The sequence below is a fragment of the Streptomyces aurantiacus genome (assembly GCF_001418335.1).
GTDB lineage: Bacteria > Actinomycetota > Actinomycetes > Streptomycetales > Streptomycetaceae > Streptomyces > Streptomyces aurantiacus.
This window is the reverse complement of the sequence record NZ_LIPP01000258.1, coordinates 1-16,724: the sequence shown is the minus strand read 5'-3', so window position 1 is coordinate 16,724 and position 16,724 is coordinate 1. Positions and strand designations below refer to the sequence as shown.

Genomic DNA, 16,724 nt, shown 5'->3' with positions numbered 1-16,724 from the left:
GGCTACAGCCCCAATGCGGTGCGGGCGTTGGTCCACGCGTCGGTGCAGTGCCGGACGGTTTCGCCCTTGGCCTGCGCGGCGGTGAACAGGCGCGCGGTGTGGGTGTCGGTGAGGCAGCCGCACCGGCCGTGCGTGGACAGCACGGCGAGGAACGTCCGGTAGACGGTCGCGTGCACCGCACTGGACGCCTCCGTGATGCGCTGCACCACCATGGCGATGCCACGATCCAGGTAGGTGGGCGTGCGGTGCGGGCATTCTCCGCTTTGCCCCCTTATGGGCACCGTGAGGTCCTGTGGCGCCCTGCGGGCGGTCGACGGCTGCTTTACTGCCAGCGCGCGGACAACGGCGGGGAGAGCTGCTGTGGTGCCCGTGCCGGGTCCGAGCCAACGGGCGTACGACATGGCCGACTTGATGTCCACGCTCGGCCGGACTGCGTTGGCGGACTGCATGGTGCCGTGGTAGATCCAGTGTTCCCCGCGGGTGGTCGGCACGGTCCGCGTCGCGGGTAGGGCCGACCGGGCCCATGCGACCGCGTCCGGGTTGTCGAGGTCCACGACCGTCAGGCCGGCGCCGCCGGGGTGGTAGGCAACGGCCGTGGCCTGTCGCCATGCCGTAGCCCATGCGGGCGAGGTGATGACGCTCGGGTCGGTGGTCGCGGCGGCCCACGCGTGGCACACCGCCGGGCAGCGGCAGATGCCCGCGCTCTTCATGTTCGGCCGCCCGCCGCAAGCGTTCTTGGCGCACGCGCGGCAGTTGCCGAACGGCAGTTTCCCGTGCCGTAGCGGAAGTGCTGGCACACCGGCCGCGGCGAGGTTCAGGGCCGTGCCGAGGTGGGGGTTCCCGGACGGATACATGTCGAGGGGCGGCATGGTGGTGTGGTCAGGTGTCATGCTGGGGGTTCTCCTGTGTTCTGTTGGAGGGACAGGGAGAACCGGGCGGGCGCGGTCTTGTGGTGAGAGGCGCCCGCCCGGGCACGTCTAGCTGTGGAAGTGGTTGCGCTTGATGACGGCCTTGCGGATGTTGACCGTGGTCCCGCCGCGGTGGCCGCTCGCGCTGAAGATCTGTACGGCGATCCATCCGCCGAAGACGACCGCGGCGAGGGTGATCAGTTGGGTGATGAACGCGGTCAACGCTGCGATGAACGACGTGAGCAGCAGCAGTCCGCCGCACACGGCGAGGAAGCCGATCCCGCCCAACGCGACGTTGACCGCCGTACGCGAGACGGCCGCCGGTTTGGCCGCGAGGGGTTCGGGCTGTACGGGGTTGATGGCGTAGCCGGTGACGACGCGGCCGTCCGGCAGGACGATGCTCGCCACCGCCGGGATGCCCGGCACTGCCAGTCGTAGGGCATGGTGGGGTCGTTCATGGTGAGGTCTCCTGTCAGTCGAGGTCGTTGAGGGCGTCGGCGCACGCCTGCACGACGTGGTGGATGGGCTCGTAGGCGCCGGTGCCCGCAAGCTCCGCGACGCGCTGAAGACCGAGCGTGCCGACGGCCGCCCGCTGCACTCCGTGGACGACCCGGAGGGCGAGACGCCGACGGCTGAGGCCGCCTGATGTGCAAAAGCCCGATCGCTGCGGGCCCCACCGGGCGACCTCCGCGCTACTGCTCACCGGCCTGCCGCCAACGCGCTTACCGACGCCGTACTACCCGGACCGCATCCCCGAGGAGTGCCCTCACATGATCCTCAGCATTTCCGCCGTGCTGCTGTTCGGCGCCGCCTCAGCCCTCGCCGTAGAGGCAGCGCTACAGCACCGAACCCGCTGCACAGGACTACCTGAACCACTTGCAAGACCTGGGCAGGGAGAAGCCGGGATTCCTGCCTTCGTGATCGCTCGAACGCACTTGGGCGCAACCACAATTCGAGGTTGCGCCCAAGTGCGTTTAACATCCCCGCTCGCCACTCGCGGGAACTGGCGACGTTCAGATCACCGAGTAGCCCCCGGTTCGACTTTTGTTCAATTTACGGCTTTTGTTGCGGCATCATCCTTCGGAGCGTTGCGCCGCCGAGGAAGCGCCACTTTAGCTTCGGGCGGCTCGCCACTTGCGCCAACGAGCCCACTAATAGAGGTCTCGACATCGGGAGCTTCAGGCAGGTCTATGTATTCGTTTGACGGTTGCGAAGCTCCACGCTTTCGATGGCGCCCCTTACGGGTTTCAGAATCAGGCATGTTATTTATTCCAAGGTCCTGCAAGAGAAGATCAAGCATTCCGGAGTGCTTCATCTCCCCAGCCTTAGCCAAAGCCTGTTGAGCCTCCATAATCACCTGTGCTAGGTCGAGTTTTGCTCTAAGTTTCATTCCCTCTACAAGCGCGCCACCTTTTTGTCTTTCCAATTCAGCCTGCAGTCGCTCGGCTCTGGCGTTTTCGATATATTGCTCCGCTTCCGCGAGAAGCTGATCAACGATACGCCCCGTGTCGGCACGAATCCTTCGACTATCGGATCCAGCTTTATCGATAATCTCGTTCGCTTCAGATTCCGCTCGACCTACTAACCTAGCAAAGCTGGCCTGAGCCTGTTCAATCCTGGTTTGCGCCTCAAGACTCGCAGAAAGCTCAATATTCCGGGCTGCCTCTCTGGCCTGATCAACCAAAGCCTGAGCCTCTTGCTGGGCAGTCGGAACTAGCCCCTGAGCTTCATTCAATTGGGCATCGACAGCGTGAAGCATTCCACTCAATTTAGATTCCAACTCAAGGGCAAAGTTAATTCTCTTTTGAGCATCTTCTTGCGCTCGCGCCGCCTGACCGAAGACCGATGCAGGGTCGCCAGCAATGACGCGATAACCCTCTAGCTCGACCTTCAGGCCTTCCATTTCTGCAAACAGGTTGCTTTGGGCACCGCTGTCCCGATCCCATATCTCCAAGGCCGCAGCGGCATCCGCGAGACGACGGGACCATTCGCGAGTATCACCCTTCAGATACCCCACGAGGTCGATTAGTTGTACTTCTTCGGGTAGGACGTACCCGTTGAAGATCGATGTGTAGGTGGCGAGGGTATAGCCAACCTTCTCCGACAGGGTCCGGTACGAGGGAGTCCCGGCCCCGTCTCGCAGCTCTCGAAGCGCTTGAGCAAACTGCGTACGAGGGTGATCGTCATCGGGCAGGGGCTTGAGCTTGCGGCCAACCACGGGAGCTCCCATTGTTCAGACAGGCTTCAACGTGGTGGCGATTGTTCAGCTTCTCGCGCCTCATCGCCACCAGAATCGCGAAACCCACCTCTCAGACGACACCCAATGCCGATTGTTCGCGATTGTTCGGGCAGTGCGCTCACAGTTTGCCGAGAACAATTGGCCCAGGGTGTACTGATGTGGCGCTGCACTACGTCGACGCTCGTACAGAGCAAAACGGCCCTCCCGTTGCACCGGGAGAGCCGTTCGAGAGTGCCCCAGCTTGGAGAGGAACACATGAAGAGGGTACGGCTTTTCGCGGTGTTGGTGAAGTCGCTTCAGTCTCGTGCGACGGATCCCACCGCGTGGCAGAAACTTGTCGTGGGTGTGACCTGCGCCTCCGTGGGATTGGCCATCGCCGTGGGTTCGGATGTCGGTGCCGGCGCTCAGACCGCCATCGCTCTGGCGTCCCTCTGGCGGGAGGAGAGGAGGGCCCATCCCCTCTAGGGCGCAGGTCAGGAGCATTTGGGCGCTCGAATCCGGCACGCCTTGAGACCGTGTCAGCCTGAGTCTCATTGCGCTACTCGTGGTCCTGGTTCTTGTCCAGTGCGCTGACGGCCGCCACCGTTCACCGTCGTACGCGTACCCCGTCTGAGCTGCTCGGCGAACCTCTACGGACACCCCTGAACGGCCGCGCGGACAGTTGGAAAGCGTGTTGGGGGCGGCTGCGCTCGCAAAGAAGTGACCGTCGGCGAGGGCCATGCGCGAACCTCCTGGGCCATCTGTGGGCCAGGAGGCCAGCCGAGCCCGTCTACGGCGGCATTCGGGCAGGTCACATGCGCTGTGACGGTGGTCAGAGTGACGGGCTTGAAAACCGTCGTCGCAGCGATGTGACCGTGGGTTCAAATCCCACACCCACCGCGCAGGTCAGACGTTGTGCAGGTCAGAAGGGGTGCCACTCTCCGGAGCGGCATCCCTTCTGTGTTCAGCCTGTCTCACCCCGGCTCACCCGTATCCCACTGCTGGCCAGTGTGGGCAATGGCCAGCAGTCGACTTCGTGTCGCCCTCTCAGGTGTCCGCGCCGGCGGTGGCCGGCTGGAGCGCGGCCAGTTCGGCGTCGTCCGGGCGGTGGGCCGCCTGGGCCGCCTTACGCAGAATGGCGCGGTCGACCTTGTCCGCGTCGGCTATGAGACGAATCACCACGCCGTCGTCGTCAGGCACCGCGTATTCGTGGCTGTCACCGGCCTTGCGGTACCAGGCGTCGCCGTCGTGCTCACAGGTGACCTGCTTGTCCGATGCCTCGCCGAGCGGCTGTTCGGGGCAGCTCTCCGCTGTCATCGTGCCGTGCCCTACGAAGAGGCCGAACTTGGTGGAGCTCTTCTCGGACCGATACGCGACGACGAACTCGCCGTCGTACTCGCCGGCCGACTGCTGGAATGCGGTGTAGCCGGAGACCTTGGTGACATAGACGAGTTCCGGCGCGATGCCCCAGTCGCGCGCGGCGGCGTTGAGGTCGGCGCTGTCGGCGGCCGTTCCGCCGTTCTTGTCCGTGCCGCACCCTGCGAGGAGAACCGGCAGTAGGAGAAGAGGGAGCAGCGCAGGTGGCGGTCGCATCATGCGCACATCCTTTCGCATGGACGTGCCACAGGGGCAATCGCTTTCCCGGGGTTACGGGTGGTGGTTCGTCATGCGGGAGGCCGAGGTGATCGTTGAGCGGGCCTCTCGTTCGGTGAGGCCCGTGTGGACTGCCGCCTCTACGAGTGCCCCGGTCAGTTGCGGGCCCAGGCCGTTCTCGTACGCGCGGCACGCTGCCCAGAACAGGCGGGTGTTGCGCTGGCCCTCATGGGCGGCGAGGACGAACTGGACCAGGCCATGGCCCTGTTGGCTCGGCGTGGCGGACGTGGCGGCGTGGGTGCGGGGCGGGGGCATGAGGAGGCGCAGCAGCGAGGCCGGGCAGGGAGCCGGTGCCAGGTGGGCGGTGCCCGGGGCCGTGTCGTAGACGCCGTGTTCGGTGCGTGAGCCGGGGCCGACGAGGTACCCGCCGGCGCCGCGGATGTCGATGCCCGGGGCCAGGCGGCTCGCGGAGTTGGGGACGACGAGGTCGGGCGGGCCGCTCAGCCAGAGGTGGCGGCCGCCGCTGGGGGTCAGTACGACGACCGTCTCGGGGATCGTGAACAGGTGGCGCAGCGCCAGTTCCCGAAGAGCCGCGGACGAGTCCGTACCCGACTTGGTGTCCAGGTCGATGCCGATGAGGTGGTGCGGGTCCAGGCCGCAGGCGATGCCGTAGCCGGTGGCCCAGGGGGCGGCGGCGAAGAGTTCGCGGATGCGGCGGGGGTCGGTCGAGGCGTCGTACACACCGTGTCCGAAGCGGCCGCACTCGCCGTGGCAGGGCGGTGCCGTCGGGTCGTCGCGGTGGGGCGAGCGCAGCGCCGGAAGCTTGGTTCGGGACAGCGGGATGACGGCCAGTCCGCGTTCGGCGGCTGACAGGGCGTGGGCGAGGGCCAGCGTCGTGGCCTGCCGGTCGATGGTGGCCATGCCTCCATGTTCGTACGAGTGTTCGAAAAAAGGAAGGGGTGGGTGACGGGGCGCGGGGTGCGGGAAGCCGCCCCGGGGAACTTGGCTGAAAAGGTGGCGGAACGCTTCGTCCCTTGCGGTGTAAGGGATGGAGCGGTCCACGAGATGCCCAGAGATGTCCGCGCCATCCTGAACTGCGGTTTTGGGGGCGTGAAAGGGGTTTATCGACATGTCCTCACGCTTGCGAGCGAATGGCGGCTATGGGGGTGGTTCGCCGGGGATTCGGTGGGCAATTCTGATCTCGCGGCGTCGTGAACGAACACCGAGGCGGTCGGCCAACTGCCCCGGAATCAGCCGTACCAGCCGGGCCTGACCGGCACGTACTTCTCGCTTCTGGAGGAACAGACATGGCAAGCATCCGTACCGCCCGCGTTCTCGCCGCCGTGGCGGCCCTGCCGCTCGCCGCAGCCCTCTTCTCGGGAGTGGCGGTGGCCGACAACGGCTCCTTCGCGGGCGACGGATCGAACGCCGCCGTGGCGACCATCGGCGCCAGCGGTGTCGGTGATGACAACTACGGCACCTCGTCCACGACACAGCAGCAGGCCGTCGGCTCGGGCGCCTCGAACCAGAACAACACCGCCCAGGTGAACGGTTCCGCGTTCACGGCCATCGACCAGTCGAACGAGAACGTCGCCATCAACTTCACCCCCCTCTGGTGAGCCGGCGGCCGTCCGGGACTGGAGACCCCCGACGGCCGTAAGCCTCCTTGGTGGGGTGCTTTGTGGGGTGGTAACACGTCTGCGCGGCGGTGCTTCGGCATCGCCGCGCAGACGTTTTTCCGTATCGCCGCACAGCCGGTGGGCGGGCTGCGCGATCTCCGGCCTTGACAGTGACATGCATCTGACGGACAGTCAGAAACTCAGCAGCCCTTGTTCGCATGAGGTCCCGGAGGGTCGTCGTCGTGCATCTCGCCCCGACCGAGCGCCAGCGACGACTGCGCGCCGAACTCCGTACGTACTTCCGCGACCTGATGCCGGACGGTCCTCCCTCTGCCGGTTCCGGCGAACAGCGGGCGCTGCTGCGGCGGATCGGCGCCGACGGGTGGCTCGGGCTCGGCTGGCCCGAGGTCTACGGAGGGCAAGGGCGGGGCGCCGACGAGCAGTTCGTCTTCTTCGACGAGGCCCACCGGGCGGGTGCCCCGGTCTCCATGGTCACGCTGAACACAGTCGGGCCGACACTCATGAAGTACGGGACCGAGGAGCAGAAGGACTTCTTCCTGCCGCGGATTCTGCGCGGGGAGGTCGTATTCGCGATCGGGTACAGCGAGCCGTCGGCGGGGACCGATCTGGCGTCTCTGAAGACGCGCGCCGTGTGGGTCGGCCGCGGGACCGGTGGCGCCGACGCCCGTGATGGCGATGGCGATGGCGATGGCGATGGCGATGGCGGCATCGGCGCCGGCACCGATGCCGGTGCCGATGTTGGGGTTGGGGTTGGTGAGGAGCGGCGTGGCGGTGAGTGGCTTGTCGACGGGCAGAAGGTGTTCACCTCCAACGCCCAGCACGCCGACTGGATCTGGCTCGCCTGCCGCACGGACCCCGACGCGCCCAAACACAAGGGCATCTCGGTCCTGCTGGTTCCCACGGACGCACCCGGGTTCTCGTGGACGCCGATCGAAACGGTGGGCGGGCTGACCACGACAGCCACGTACTACGACGGAATCCGCGTCCCTGCCATCCGGCTCGTCGGCGAGGAGAACGGCGGCTGGGAGCTCATCACCAACCAGCTCAACCACGAGCGGGTCGCCCTCGCGGCCATCGGCATGCAGGCCGAGGACTTCTACGCGGCCGTGCTGGCCGCCGCTCGCACGCCCGATCCGGTGACCGGGCGGCGCAGGGTTGACCAGCCGTGGGTGCGTTCGAGGCTGGCCGAGGTGCATGCCCGACTGGCCGCGACCCGCCTGCTCAACTGGCGCCTGGTGGGCGATGTGGGGGCCGGTCGGCTGGCACCCGGCGACGCCAGTGGCGTGAAGGTCGCGGGCACCGAGTCGGCCGTCGCGGTGTACCGCATGTGCCAGGAGGTTCTCGGACCGGCCGCGCTGGTCCGTGCCGGTTCGCCGGGCGTCTTCGAGGACGGCGAACTGGAGCGGATGAACAGAGCGGCGCAGATCAACACGTTCGGGGGCGGCGTGAGCGAGGTGCAGCGGGAGATCGTGGCGACGATGCGGCTCGGCATGACCAGGGGACGGCGATGACCAAGGGGCGGCGATGACCAGGGGGCGGCGGCGATGAGCGGGAAGGCCGCGTCCGGCGGTGACGGGCCGGAGGACGTCTTTGCGCTGCTGAAGGCGTACGTGGGGCGGGCGGCCGTCGGAGGCGTGGGCAAGGATCTGGTCAACGAACCGATGATCCGGCACTGGTGCGAGGCGATGGGGGACACGAACCCGGCGTACGCCGGAGCGGACGCCATCGCGCCGCCCACCATGCTTCAGGCGTGGACGATGGGGGGCCTGTCCGGGCACGGGGGGCGCTCGGAGGCGTACGTCGAACTGCTCGCGCTGCTCGACGACGCCGGTTACGTCTCGGTGGTGGCCACCGACTGCGAGCAGGAGTACCTGCGGCCACTGCGGCCAGGGGACCGGATCACCTTCGACTCGGTGATCGAGTCGGTCTCCGAGCGCAAGACGACCAAGCTGGGCACCGGGTACTTCGTCACGACGCGGATGGACGTACGGGCAGGGGACGAGCCGGCAGGGACGCATCGGTTCCGGATCCTCAAGTACGTACCCGCCGCGGGGCAGCGACGGAGAGGCGGCGCGGCGGGCGCGACGGCCACCGGGGAGAGCGTGGCGGCTCCCCGGCCCCAGCGGCCTCGGCCCGTCGTCAATCGAGACAACGCCGGTTTCTGGGAAGGCGTGTCCCGGCACCGGCTGCTCATCCAGCGGTGCCTGAAATGCGGGACGCTGCGTTTCCCCTGGCTGCCGGGGTGCAACTCCTGCGGGTGCCTGGAGTGGGACACGGTCGAGGCGGCCGGCGAGGGGACCGTCTACTCGTACGTGGTGATGCATCACCCGCCCTTCCCCGCCTTCGACCCGCCGTATGCCGTCGGGCTGGTCGAACTCGCCGAGGGCGTGCGGATGATCAGCAACGTGGTGGGGGTGCCGTACGACCGCGTGCGGATCGGGATGCCGGTGCGGCTGGAGTTCGAGCGGGTGGACGAGGACCTGGAGCTGCCGGTCTTCCGGGCCGTCGGAAGGGGCGGAGGCTGACATGGACTTCACGCCGACGGAGGAGCAGGCGGCAGCCCGCGAGCTGGCCGCGCGGATCTTCGGCGACCTGTCCACGCACGAGCGGCTGACAGCCGCCGGGACGGGCAGCGACGGTGAGTTGTGGAAGGCGTTGTGCGCGGCGGGGCTGCCGGCCGCCGTCGCGGAGACCGGGCTGCTCGGACTGGTGCTCGTCCTGGAGGAGCAGGGGCGGACGACGGCCCAGGTGCCCTTCGCCGCGAGCTGTGTCTACGGGCTGCTGGCGGTGTCGGCGCACGGCTCGGCGCAGCAGCGGGAGCGGTTGCTGCCGGGGATCGCGGACGGGTCGGTCGTGGTGACCGGAGCCCTGACCGACTCCACCGTACGGGCTGACTCCGCTGTGCGAGCCGACCCGGCTGTACGAGCCGACCCGGCCGTGCGAGCCGACCCCGCCGTACGAGGGGGGCGGCCGGGGCGGTTGAGTGGGGTGGCTCCCGTGGTGCCGTGGCTCCGCGACGCCACGTACGTACTGGTCGCCGACGCCGAACACCGGCTCTGGCTCGTACGAACCGTCGACGCGCGGTGCGATCCCGTCGAGTTGACCGCGCCGTGGTCGGCCGGACGGCTGACCCTGGACGCCACACCGGCCGAGCGGCTCGGCGCCCCGGACGAGGGTCGTTTCGATGCGTACGACGACGTGCTCGCCACCGCGCGTACCGCCTTCGCGGGGCTGCAGGCCGGGGTGTGCGCGGGCTCGGTCGCCAGGGCCGTGGCGTACACCAACACCCGCGAGCAGTTCGGGCGGCCGCTCGCGGCCAAGCAGGGCGTCCAACTCCGGGCGGCCGACGCGCACATGGACACCGAAGCGATACGGGTCACGGCGTACGAGGCCGCGTGGCGGAGGGACGAGGGGCTGGACTACGCCGCGCACGCGCTGACCGCCGCCTGGTGGGCTTCGGAGGCGGGGCACCGGGTGGTCCACGCCGGGCAGCATCTGCACGGCGGTACGGGAGCGGACCTTGAGCATCCCGTGCACCGGCACTTCCTGTGGGGGCGGCAGTTGGAGGCGTACCTGGGGTGCGGGAGCGAACTGCTGCAGGAGCTGGGCGAGTCGATCGTGCACGGTGAGGGGAACGCATGACCGGCGTGAACGGCGAGAACGGCGAGAATGGCGAGAATGGTGTGACCGCCGATGCCGGGTCGGTGCGGGCCGGTGACGCGCTGCCGCCGCTGGAGATCGCGATCACTCGCACGCTCGTCGTCGCCGGGGCGATCGCCTCGCGGGACTACCAGGACGTGCACCACGACGCGGAGTTGGCGCGGCAGAAGGGTGCGCCGGACATCTTCATGAACATCCTGACGACCAACGGGCTGGTCGGACGCTACGTCACGGACCACTTCGGGCCCGCGGCCGTGCTGCGCAGGGTGGCGATCAGACTGGGCGCGCCCAACCATCCGGGCGACACCATGGTGCTGACCGGTGTGGTGGAAGACGTCCGGGGTGACACGGCGACGGTGCGGGTCGTCGGTGCCAACGGCCTCGGCAACCACGTCACGGGGACGGTCACGGTCACGCTGCCCGTCACGCTGCCCGTCACGATGCCGGGGAAGAACGCGGAGGGCCCGGCATGAGCGTACGGACGAGGGACCGTCTCGGCGGGCGGGCCGCCGTCGTCGGCATCGGCGCCACCGAGTTCTCCAAGGACTCGGGCCGCAGCGAACTGCGGCTCGCGGTGGAGGCGGTGCGGGCCGCGCTGGACGACGCGGGGCTCACGCCGGGCGATGTGGACGGCCTGGTGACGTTCACGATGGACACGAGCCCCGAGATCACCGTCGCGCAGGCGGCCGGCATGGGCGAGCTGTCCTTCTTCTCCCGGGTCCACTACGGCGGCGGGGCGGCCTGCGCGACCGTCCAGCAGGCGGCGCTCGCGGTGGCCGCGGGCGTGGCCGACGTGGTGGTCTGCTATCGGGCGTTCAACGAGCGGTCGGGGCGGCGGTTCGGTTCCGGGGTCCAGCGCCGGGAGCCGTCGGCCGAGGGTGCCGCGCTGGGCTGGGCGCTGCCCTTCGGACTGCTCACGCCCGCGTCCTGGGTGGCGATGGCGGCCCAGCGCTATCTGTACACGTACGGGCTGACGGCCGAGGCGTTCGGGCAGGTCGCGGTCGTCGACCGGAAGCACGCGGCGACCAATCCGGCGGCGTACTTCCACGGCAGGCCGATCACGCTCGCGGACCATGCCGCGTCGCGCCGGATCGTCGAGCCGTTGCGGCTGCTCGACTGCTGTCAGGAGACCGACGGCGGTCAGGCCCTGGTCGTCACCTCGGTGGAGCGGGCCCGCGACCTGCCGCATCCGCCGGCCGTGATCGTCGCGGCCGCTCAGGGCGCGGGCCGGGCGCAGGAGCAGATGACCAGCTTCTACCGGGACGACCTGACGGGCCTGCCGGAGATGGGCGTGGTGGCGCGGCAGCTGTGGCGTACGTCGGGGCTGACGCCGGCCGGGATCGACGTGGGGATCCTGTACGACCACTTCACGCCGTTCGTGCTGACGCAGCTGGAGGAGTTCGGGTTCTGCGAGCCGGGTGAGGCCGCGGACTTCGTGGCGGCGGAGCGGCTGCCGCTGAACACCCACGGAGGACAGCTCGGGGAGGCGTACCTGCACGGGATGAACGGGGTGGCGGAGGGAGTACGGCAACTGCGCGGGTCATCCGTGAACCAGGTACCGGGAGCGGGGCGCGTGCTGGTGACCGCCGGTACGGGGGTTCCGACGTCGGGACTGATTCTGGGTTCGGACGATCGGGGCTGATCCGGGGTTGGGACGATCGGGGCTGATTGCGGGGCGGACGGATGAATGTGGCGCGTGTTTGAGCCTGACAGCGAGGGCGGGGCCATTGACTCGGCCCATGCATTGGCTGCGTTGTCACAAGATGATCGTCGGATTCGGGTTCGTGCTGCTCCTGCTGGGGCTCACGGCGGCACCACCGGCGGCGGCCGGGCCATCGGTGGCGGCCGGGCCATCAGGGGTGGCGGGATCATGGTCGTCGGGCGCCGCCGTGCCGGAGGGAGCCCGGGGCCGGGAGTCCGGCGCGGGACCGAAGGCGGTCACGTTCAAGGGCCGTGCGTTCGACACCTGCCGGGCGCCGTCCGCGGACACCATGCGGCGGTGGCGGGCCTCCCCGTACCGGGCCGTGGGTGTCTACTTCGGCGGTCGAGGGCGGGCCTGCCGGTCACAGCCCCATCTGAGTCACGGCTGGATGCGGACGGTGCAGGGCCAGGGCTGGCGGGTGCTGCCGCTGTACGTGGGCTCGCAGTCGACCTGTGTGCTCTCGCGGCACAAGAAGAACGTACGCATCGGACGGCACCCCTGGAACCAGGGGACGGCGGAGGCCCGCGACGCCGTGCAGAGGGCGACCGCGCTCGGAATCCGGCCCGGCAGCCCGCTCTTCCTGGACATGGAGGCCTACGCGTACTGGAACGAGAAATGTGGCCGCTCCACACTCCTGTTCGTGCGGGGATGGGACCGTGAGGTGTCGCGCCAGGGGTATCTGCCCGGGTTCTACAGCAGCGCCGAGTCGGGCGTCCGCCACATGGAGCGCTCGCGGCGGGCCGGTGTGGCGGATCTGCCCAAGGTGGTGTGGTTCGCGCGGTGGGGCGTGAAGAACGGGCTGCACAGCGAGCCCGTACTGCGGAAGAACGCGTGGATGCCCGCGCGGCGCGTCCACCAGTACGCGGGGAACGTACGGGAACGGCACGGCGGCCGTACGCTGCTCATCGACCGCAATCTGATGCACGCGCCGGTCGCCCGCATCGGCTGAGCTGCCGGTGGTGCGGTGGTGGTGGTGCGATGGCGCTCAGGAGGAGTACGGCCGTACTCCTCCTGCATCACGCCGGGATCGGGGCTACTGCCGGAAGAGTGTGCCGGGAGCGGTCTCTCAGGGCCGAACCCTCAGGGGTCCGCACCCTCACGTCCACCTTCAGGAGGTGGGGCCCGCCCCCCTCCTACAACCTGAGGCGGACACGGCTTCGGGACCTGCGGCCGATCCGCTGGAGCAGGGGCGATCCTAGCGTGGAGCCATGACCACATCCGTCTGCACCAGCGCTTCGAACGTAGCGACGCGGACCCATGCGTACCCGTCGTTCTCCTCGTACATGAGGGCTCGCCAACCCGTGCTGCTGCGTACCGCGCGCTCGCTGACCGCGAACCCGTGCGACGCGGAGGACCTGCTGCAGACCGCCCTCACCAAGACGTACGTCGCGTGGGAGCGGATCGAGGACCACCGGGCGCTCGACGGCTATGTGCGGCGGGCGCTGGTGAATACGCGGACATCGCAGTGGCGCAAGCGGAAGGTCGACGAGTTCGCGTGCGACGAACTGCCGGAGCCCGCCGCCCCGCCGGCCGGGGACCCGGCGGAGCAGCAGGCGCTGCACGACGCGATGTGGCGCGCGATCGCGAAGCTGCCCGCGCGGCAGCGGGCGATGGTAGTACTGCGGTACTACGAGGACCTGAGCGAGGCGCAGACGGCGGAGGTGCTGGGCGTGTCGGTCGGCACGGTGAAGTCGGCCGTGTCGCGCGCGCTGGGCAAGCTCCGTGAGGACCCTGAGCTGGGCCCCGTGCGCTGAACTGCCTGGCGCGGGCTGACCTGCGAGGCGCGGCGTAAGCACAGGACGCAGGGCGAACAGAGCACGGGGCCGGGCAAGCAGTACTTGCCGTGATGTGATCGATCCCCCTGGAGTAGTGACATACCGCGCGGTACGTGAGCAGAATCAGCCCAACCTTTACTACCGCGTAGGCAATGTCGCCCCCGGGAGGACGCCGTGCTGAGCACGATGCAGGACGTACCGCTGCTGATCTCAAGGATCCTGACCCATGGGTCGACGATCCACGGCTCATCTCAGGTGATCACCTGGACCGGTGAGGGCGAGCCACAGCGGCGCTCGTTCGCCGAGATCGGGGCACGGGCGGCCCGGCTGGCGCACGCGCTGCGCGACGACCTCGGAGTCCGCGACGACGACCGGGTCGGCACCCTGATGTGGAACAACGCCGAGCACGTCGAGGCGTACTACGCGATCCCCGCCATGGGCGCCGTCCTCCACACGCTGAACCTCCGGTTGCCCCCCGAGCAGCTCGTCTGGGTCGTCAACCACGCCGCCGACCGCGTCATCGTGGCCAACGGTTCGCTGCTCCCGCTGCTCGCACCGCTGCTCCCGCACCTCACGTCGGTCGAGCACGTGGTCGTCTCCGGACCCGGCGACCGCTCGCTGCTCGACGGGGCGAGCGTCCCGGTGCACGAGTACGAGGACCTGATCGCGGACAAGCCGGACAGCTACGACTGGCCCGCGCTGGACGAACGCCAGGCCGCGGCCATGTGCTACACCTCCGGCACGACCGGTGACCCCAAGGGCGTCATCTACTCGCACCGCTCCATCTACCTGCACTCGATGCAGATCAACATGGCGCAGTCCATGGGCCTCACCGACGAGGACACCTCCCTCGTCGTGGTGCCGCAGTTCCATGTGAACGCCTGGGGTCTGCCGCACGCGGTGTTCATGACCGGCGTGAACCTGCTGATGCCGGACCGCTTCCTGCAGCCCGCACCGCTCGCCGAGATGATCGAGAGCGAGCGTCCGACCCACGCGGCGGCCGTCCCCACCATCTGGCAGGGCCTGCTCGCGGAGCTGAAGGCCACACCGCGTGACGTGAGTTCGCTGAACCAGGTCACCATCGGCGGCGCCGCCTGTCCGCCCGCCCTCATGCAGGCGTTCGACGAGCTGGGCATGCGGGTCTGCCACGCCTGGGGCATGACGGAGACCTCGCCGCTCGGCACGATCGCGCGGCCTCCGGCCCATGTGCGGGCGGGTTCGGACGAGGAGTTCGCGTACCGGGTCACCCAGGGCCGTTTCCCGGCCGGTGTCGAGGCCCGGCTGACCGGCCCGGGCGGCGAGCGGCTGTCCTGGGACGGCGAGTCCGCGGGTGAGCTGGAAGTACGGGGCCCCTGGATCGCGGGCGCGTACTACGGTGGACAGGGCGCCGAAGTCCTGCGTCCCGACGACAAGTTCAGCGAGGACGGCTGGCTCAAGACCGGTGACGTCGGCACCATCAGCTCCGAGGGCTTCCTGACCCTCACCGACCGCGCCAAGGACGTCATCAAGTCCGGCGGAGAGTGGATCTCCTCGGTCGACCTGGAGAACGCCCTCATGGCCCACCCGGATGTCGCCGAGGCCGCGGTCGTCGCCGTACCGGACGACAAGTGGGGCGAACGTCCGCTCGCGACCGTCGTGTTGAAGGAAGGCGCCGCCGCGGACTTCGACTCCCTGCGGTCCTTCCTCGCCGACGACGGCAAGATCGCCAAGTGGCAGCTCCCCGAGCGCTGGACGATCATCGAGGCGGTGCCGAAGACGAGCGTCGGCAAGTTCGACAAGAAGGTGCTGCGCAGGCAGTACGCGGCGGGCGAGCTGGACGTCACCCAGCTCTGACGGGTGCTCTTGGCGCATTCCTGCGACTGGGGCGTTGTTTCACGTGAAACAACGCCCCAACCTCTATGCGCTGACGTTCAGTTCGTGCCGATCCTGGCCAGCAGGTCCACGAGCCGGTCCTGCACCTCGGCGCTCGTCGATCGCTCGGCCAGGAACAGCACTGTCTCCCCCGCGGCAAGCCGCGGCAGTTCGGCCGGGTCGACGGCCGCGGTGTAGACGACGAGAGGCGTGCGGTTGAGCTGGCCGTTCGCGCGCAGCCAGTCGACGATCCCGGCGCGCCGGCGGCGTACCTGCAGCAGGTCCATCACCACCAGGTTCGGCCGCATCTGCCCGGCCAGCGTGACCGCGTCCTCGTCGGACGAGGCCCGCGCGACCTGCATTCCGCGCCGCTCCAGCGTCGAGGTCAGCGCGAGCGCGATCTCGGCGTGCTCCTCGATGAGGAGGACGCGCGGCGGGTGCTGCTCGCTGTCGCGCGGCGCCAGTGCCTTGAGGAGTACGGCGGGGTCGGCCCCGTACGCCGCCTCGCGTGTCGCCTGGCCGAGACCCGCCGTCACCAGGACCGGCACCTCGGCGGCCACAGCGGCCTGCCGCAGCGACTGGAGCGCCGTGCGGGTGATCGGGCCGGTGAGCGGGTCGACGAACAGCGCGGCCGGGAAGGCGGCGATCTGCGCGTCGACCTCCTCGCGGGAGTGGACGATGACGGGCCGGTAGCCTCGGTCGCTCAGCGCCTGCTGCGTGGTGATGTCCGGCGCGGGCCAGACCAGCAGTCGGCGCGGGTTGTCCAGCGGCTCCGGTGGCAGCTCGTCGTCCATCGGCTGCGGGTGGGTCTGGTTCGCGACCTCCACCGCGCCGCCGGGGCCGTCGAGCGGCTCGGGCCCTTCATCGGCGTTTACGTCCGGTGCTCCTATGGCGTACGAGCGACCGGTGCCCTCGGTGGTGTGGGCGAGCCGGGACTGCTGCCCCCCGCTCCCCGGGTGCGAGCGCGCCGCCGCGTCCGGCTGCTCGGTGACCGGATCGGGGCGGGTGCCGAGCTTGCGGCGCCGCCCGGAACCGTTGGTCGCGTGCGGGGGAGGCGTGGGCGCCTGGGGCTGCGGCGCGGTTCCCGCGGCGGGCGCCGCGGGCTGTGCATGCGCCTGTGCCTGTGCCTGTGCTTGGTTCTGTGCCTGATTCTGAGGTGCGGGAGACGCCCCCCGGCCGGGCTTGGGCTGCTGGGCGTCGATCATGCGGCGGCCGAACGGGACACCCTGCCCGAGCGTACGGACGCTGATCGCCCGGCCCTGGGTCGAGTTGGGGTCGACGGGCGGCGCCGCGGCCTCGGCGGGCAGGGGCTGCGCGGCGCGCGGCTGCGCCGGGGCAGTGGTCGGCACCGGGGCCGGGGCCGCTGGGGGCTCCGGG

At 69.2% G+C, this 16,724-nt stretch carries 15 protein-coding genes; 9 read left to right on the top strand and 6 right to left on the bottom strand.

All coding sequences use genetic code 11. The features are described from left to right. Window positions 1-2: 2 nt before the first annotated feature. The 5 genes from AOK01_RS29690 to AOK01_RS29670 all read right to left on the bottom strand — a co-directional run bounded on the left by AOK01_RS29690 (window position 3) and on the right by AOK01_RS29670 (window position 5,640). Entirely contained in the window at window positions 3-890 is an 888-nt protein-coding gene (locus AOK01_RS29690) for a bifunctional DNA primase/polymerase (RefSeq protein WP_382033192.1), read from the bottom strand. Window positions 891-977: 87 nt separating this feature from the next. Beyond that, entirely contained in the window at window positions 978-1,457 is a 480-nt protein-coding gene (locus AOK01_RS29685) for a hypothetical protein (protein ID WP_107099950.1), read from the bottom strand. Between the two features lie 499 nt (window positions 1,458-1,956). After that, window positions 1,957-3,126, bottom strand: a complete 1,170-nt coding sequence (locus AOK01_RS43760) for a hypothetical protein (protein ID WP_157871534.1) — start codon at window positions 3,124-3,126, stop codon at window positions 1,957-1,959. Window positions 3,127-4,173: 1,047 nt separating this feature from the next. Next, window positions 4,174-4,722, bottom strand: coding sequence for a hypothetical protein (locus tag AOK01_RS29675; RefSeq protein WP_055517069.1), 549 nt, complete (start codon window positions 4,720-4,722; stop codon window positions 4,174-4,176). Window positions 4,723-4,773: 51 nt separating this feature from the next. Further along, the gene (locus tag AOK01_RS29670) at window positions 4,774-5,640 is read right to left on the bottom strand and encodes a bifunctional DNA primase/polymerase (RefSeq protein ID WP_055517068.1); all 867 of its coding nucleotides are present in this window, start codon (window positions 5,638-5,640) and stop codon (window positions 4,774-4,776) included. Between the two features lie 386 nt (window positions 5,641-6,026). Between AOK01_RS29670 and AOK01_RS29665 the strand changes: the two genes are divergently transcribed. From AOK01_RS29665 to AOK01_RS29625, 9 genes are all read left to right on the top strand, one after another. Beyond that, window positions 6,027-6,338, top strand: a complete 312-nt coding sequence (locus AOK01_RS29665) for a hypothetical protein (RefSeq protein ID WP_055517066.1) — start codon at window positions 6,027-6,029, stop codon at window positions 6,336-6,338. Window positions 6,339-6,580: 242 nt separating this feature from the next. Continuing rightward, entirely contained in the window at window positions 6,581-7,870 is a 1,290-nt protein-coding gene (locus AOK01_RS29660; RefSeq protein WP_055517122.1) for an acyl-CoA dehydrogenase family protein, read from the top strand. 33 nt (window positions 7,871-7,903) lie between these two features. Next, a complete protein-coding gene (locus AOK01_RS29655; protein ID WP_055517064.1) occupies window positions 7,904-8,884 on the top strand; it encodes a bifunctional MaoC family dehydratase N-terminal/OB-fold nucleic acid binding domain-containing protein in 981 nt (326 codons plus the stop codon). A 1-nt stretch (window position 8,885) separates the two neighbouring features. Beyond that, the gene (locus AOK01_RS29650; RefSeq protein ID WP_055517062.1) at window positions 8,886-10,001 is read left to right on the top strand and encodes an acyl-CoA dehydrogenase family protein; all 1,116 of its coding nucleotides are present in this window, start codon (window positions 8,886-8,888) and stop codon (window positions 9,999-10,001) included. Window positions 10,002-10,063: 62 nt separating this feature from the next. Then, on the top strand, window positions 10,064-10,492 hold the full coding sequence (locus AOK01_RS29645) for a MaoC family dehydratase (RefSeq protein WP_213862170.1): 429 nt from the start codon (window positions 10,064-10,066) through the stop codon (window positions 10,490-10,492). Beyond that, window positions 10,489-11,661, top strand: coding sequence for a lipid-transfer protein (locus AOK01_RS29640; RefSeq protein WP_055517059.1), 1,173 nt, complete (start codon window positions 10,489-10,491; stop codon window positions 11,659-11,661). Before AOK01_RS29645 ends, AOK01_RS29640 begins: the two co-directional genes overlap by 4 nt. A gap of 97 nt (window positions 11,662-11,758) precedes the next feature. Further along, complete coding sequence (locus AOK01_RS29635; protein WP_245702466.1) at window positions 11,759-12,670, top strand: DUF1906 domain-containing protein; 912 nt, start codon at window positions 11,759-11,761, stop codon at window positions 12,668-12,670. Between the two features lie 259 nt (window positions 12,671-12,929). After that, window positions 12,930-13,475, top strand: a complete 546-nt coding sequence (locus tag AOK01_RS29630) for a SigE family RNA polymerase sigma factor (RefSeq protein ID WP_063792885.1) — start codon at window positions 12,930-12,932, stop codon at window positions 13,473-13,475. Window positions 13,476-13,670: 195 nt separating this feature from the next. Beyond that, window positions 13,671-15,329, top strand: coding sequence for a long-chain fatty acid--CoA ligase (locus AOK01_RS29625; RefSeq protein WP_055517055.1), 1,659 nt, complete (start codon window positions 13,671-13,673; stop codon window positions 15,327-15,329). Between the two features lie 77 nt (window positions 15,330-15,406). On the opposite strand, the gene AOK01_RS29620 is transcribed toward AOK01_RS29625, so the two are convergent. Continuing rightward, window positions 15,407-16,724 (bottom strand): response regulator (locus AOK01_RS29620; protein WP_483855252.1); only part of this gene is annotated, 1,318 nt, incomplete at its 5' end.

Bases quoted from the DNA above. Each gene is read 5' to 3' on its own strand.
- AOK01_RS29690 (WP_382033192.1), bottom strand. From the start codon at position 890: ATGACACCTGACCACACCACCATGCCGCCCCTCGACATGTATCCGTCC.
- AOK01_RS29675 (WP_055517069.1), bottom strand. From the start codon at position 4,722: ATGATGCGACCGCCACCTGCGCTGCTCCCTCTTCTCCTACTGCCGGTT.
- AOK01_RS29670 (WP_055517068.1), bottom strand. From the start codon at position 5,640: ATGGCCACCATCGACCGGCAGGCCACGACGCTGGCCCTCGCCCACGCC.
- AOK01_RS29665 (WP_055517066.1), top strand. From the start codon at position 6,027: ATGGCAAGCATCCGTACCGCCCGCGTTCTCGCCGCCGTGGCGGCCCTG.
- AOK01_RS29655 (WP_055517064.1), top strand. From the start codon at position 7,904: ATGAGCGGGAAGGCCGCGTCCGGCGGTGACGGGCCGGAGGACGTCTTT.
- AOK01_RS29650 (WP_055517062.1), top strand. From the start codon at position 8,886: ATGGACTTCACGCCGACGGAGGAGCAGGCGGCAGCCCGCGAGCTGGCC.
- AOK01_RS29640 (WP_055517059.1), top strand. From the start codon at position 10,489: ATGAGCGTACGGACGAGGGACCGTCTCGGCGGGCGGGCCGCCGTCGTC.
- AOK01_RS29635 (WP_245702466.1), top strand. From the start codon at position 11,759: ATGCATTGGCTGCGTTGTCACAAGATGATCGTCGGATTCGGGTTCGTG.
- AOK01_RS29630 (WP_063792885.1), top strand. From the start codon at position 12,930: ATGACCACATCCGTCTGCACCAGCGCTTCGAACGTAGCGACGCGGACC.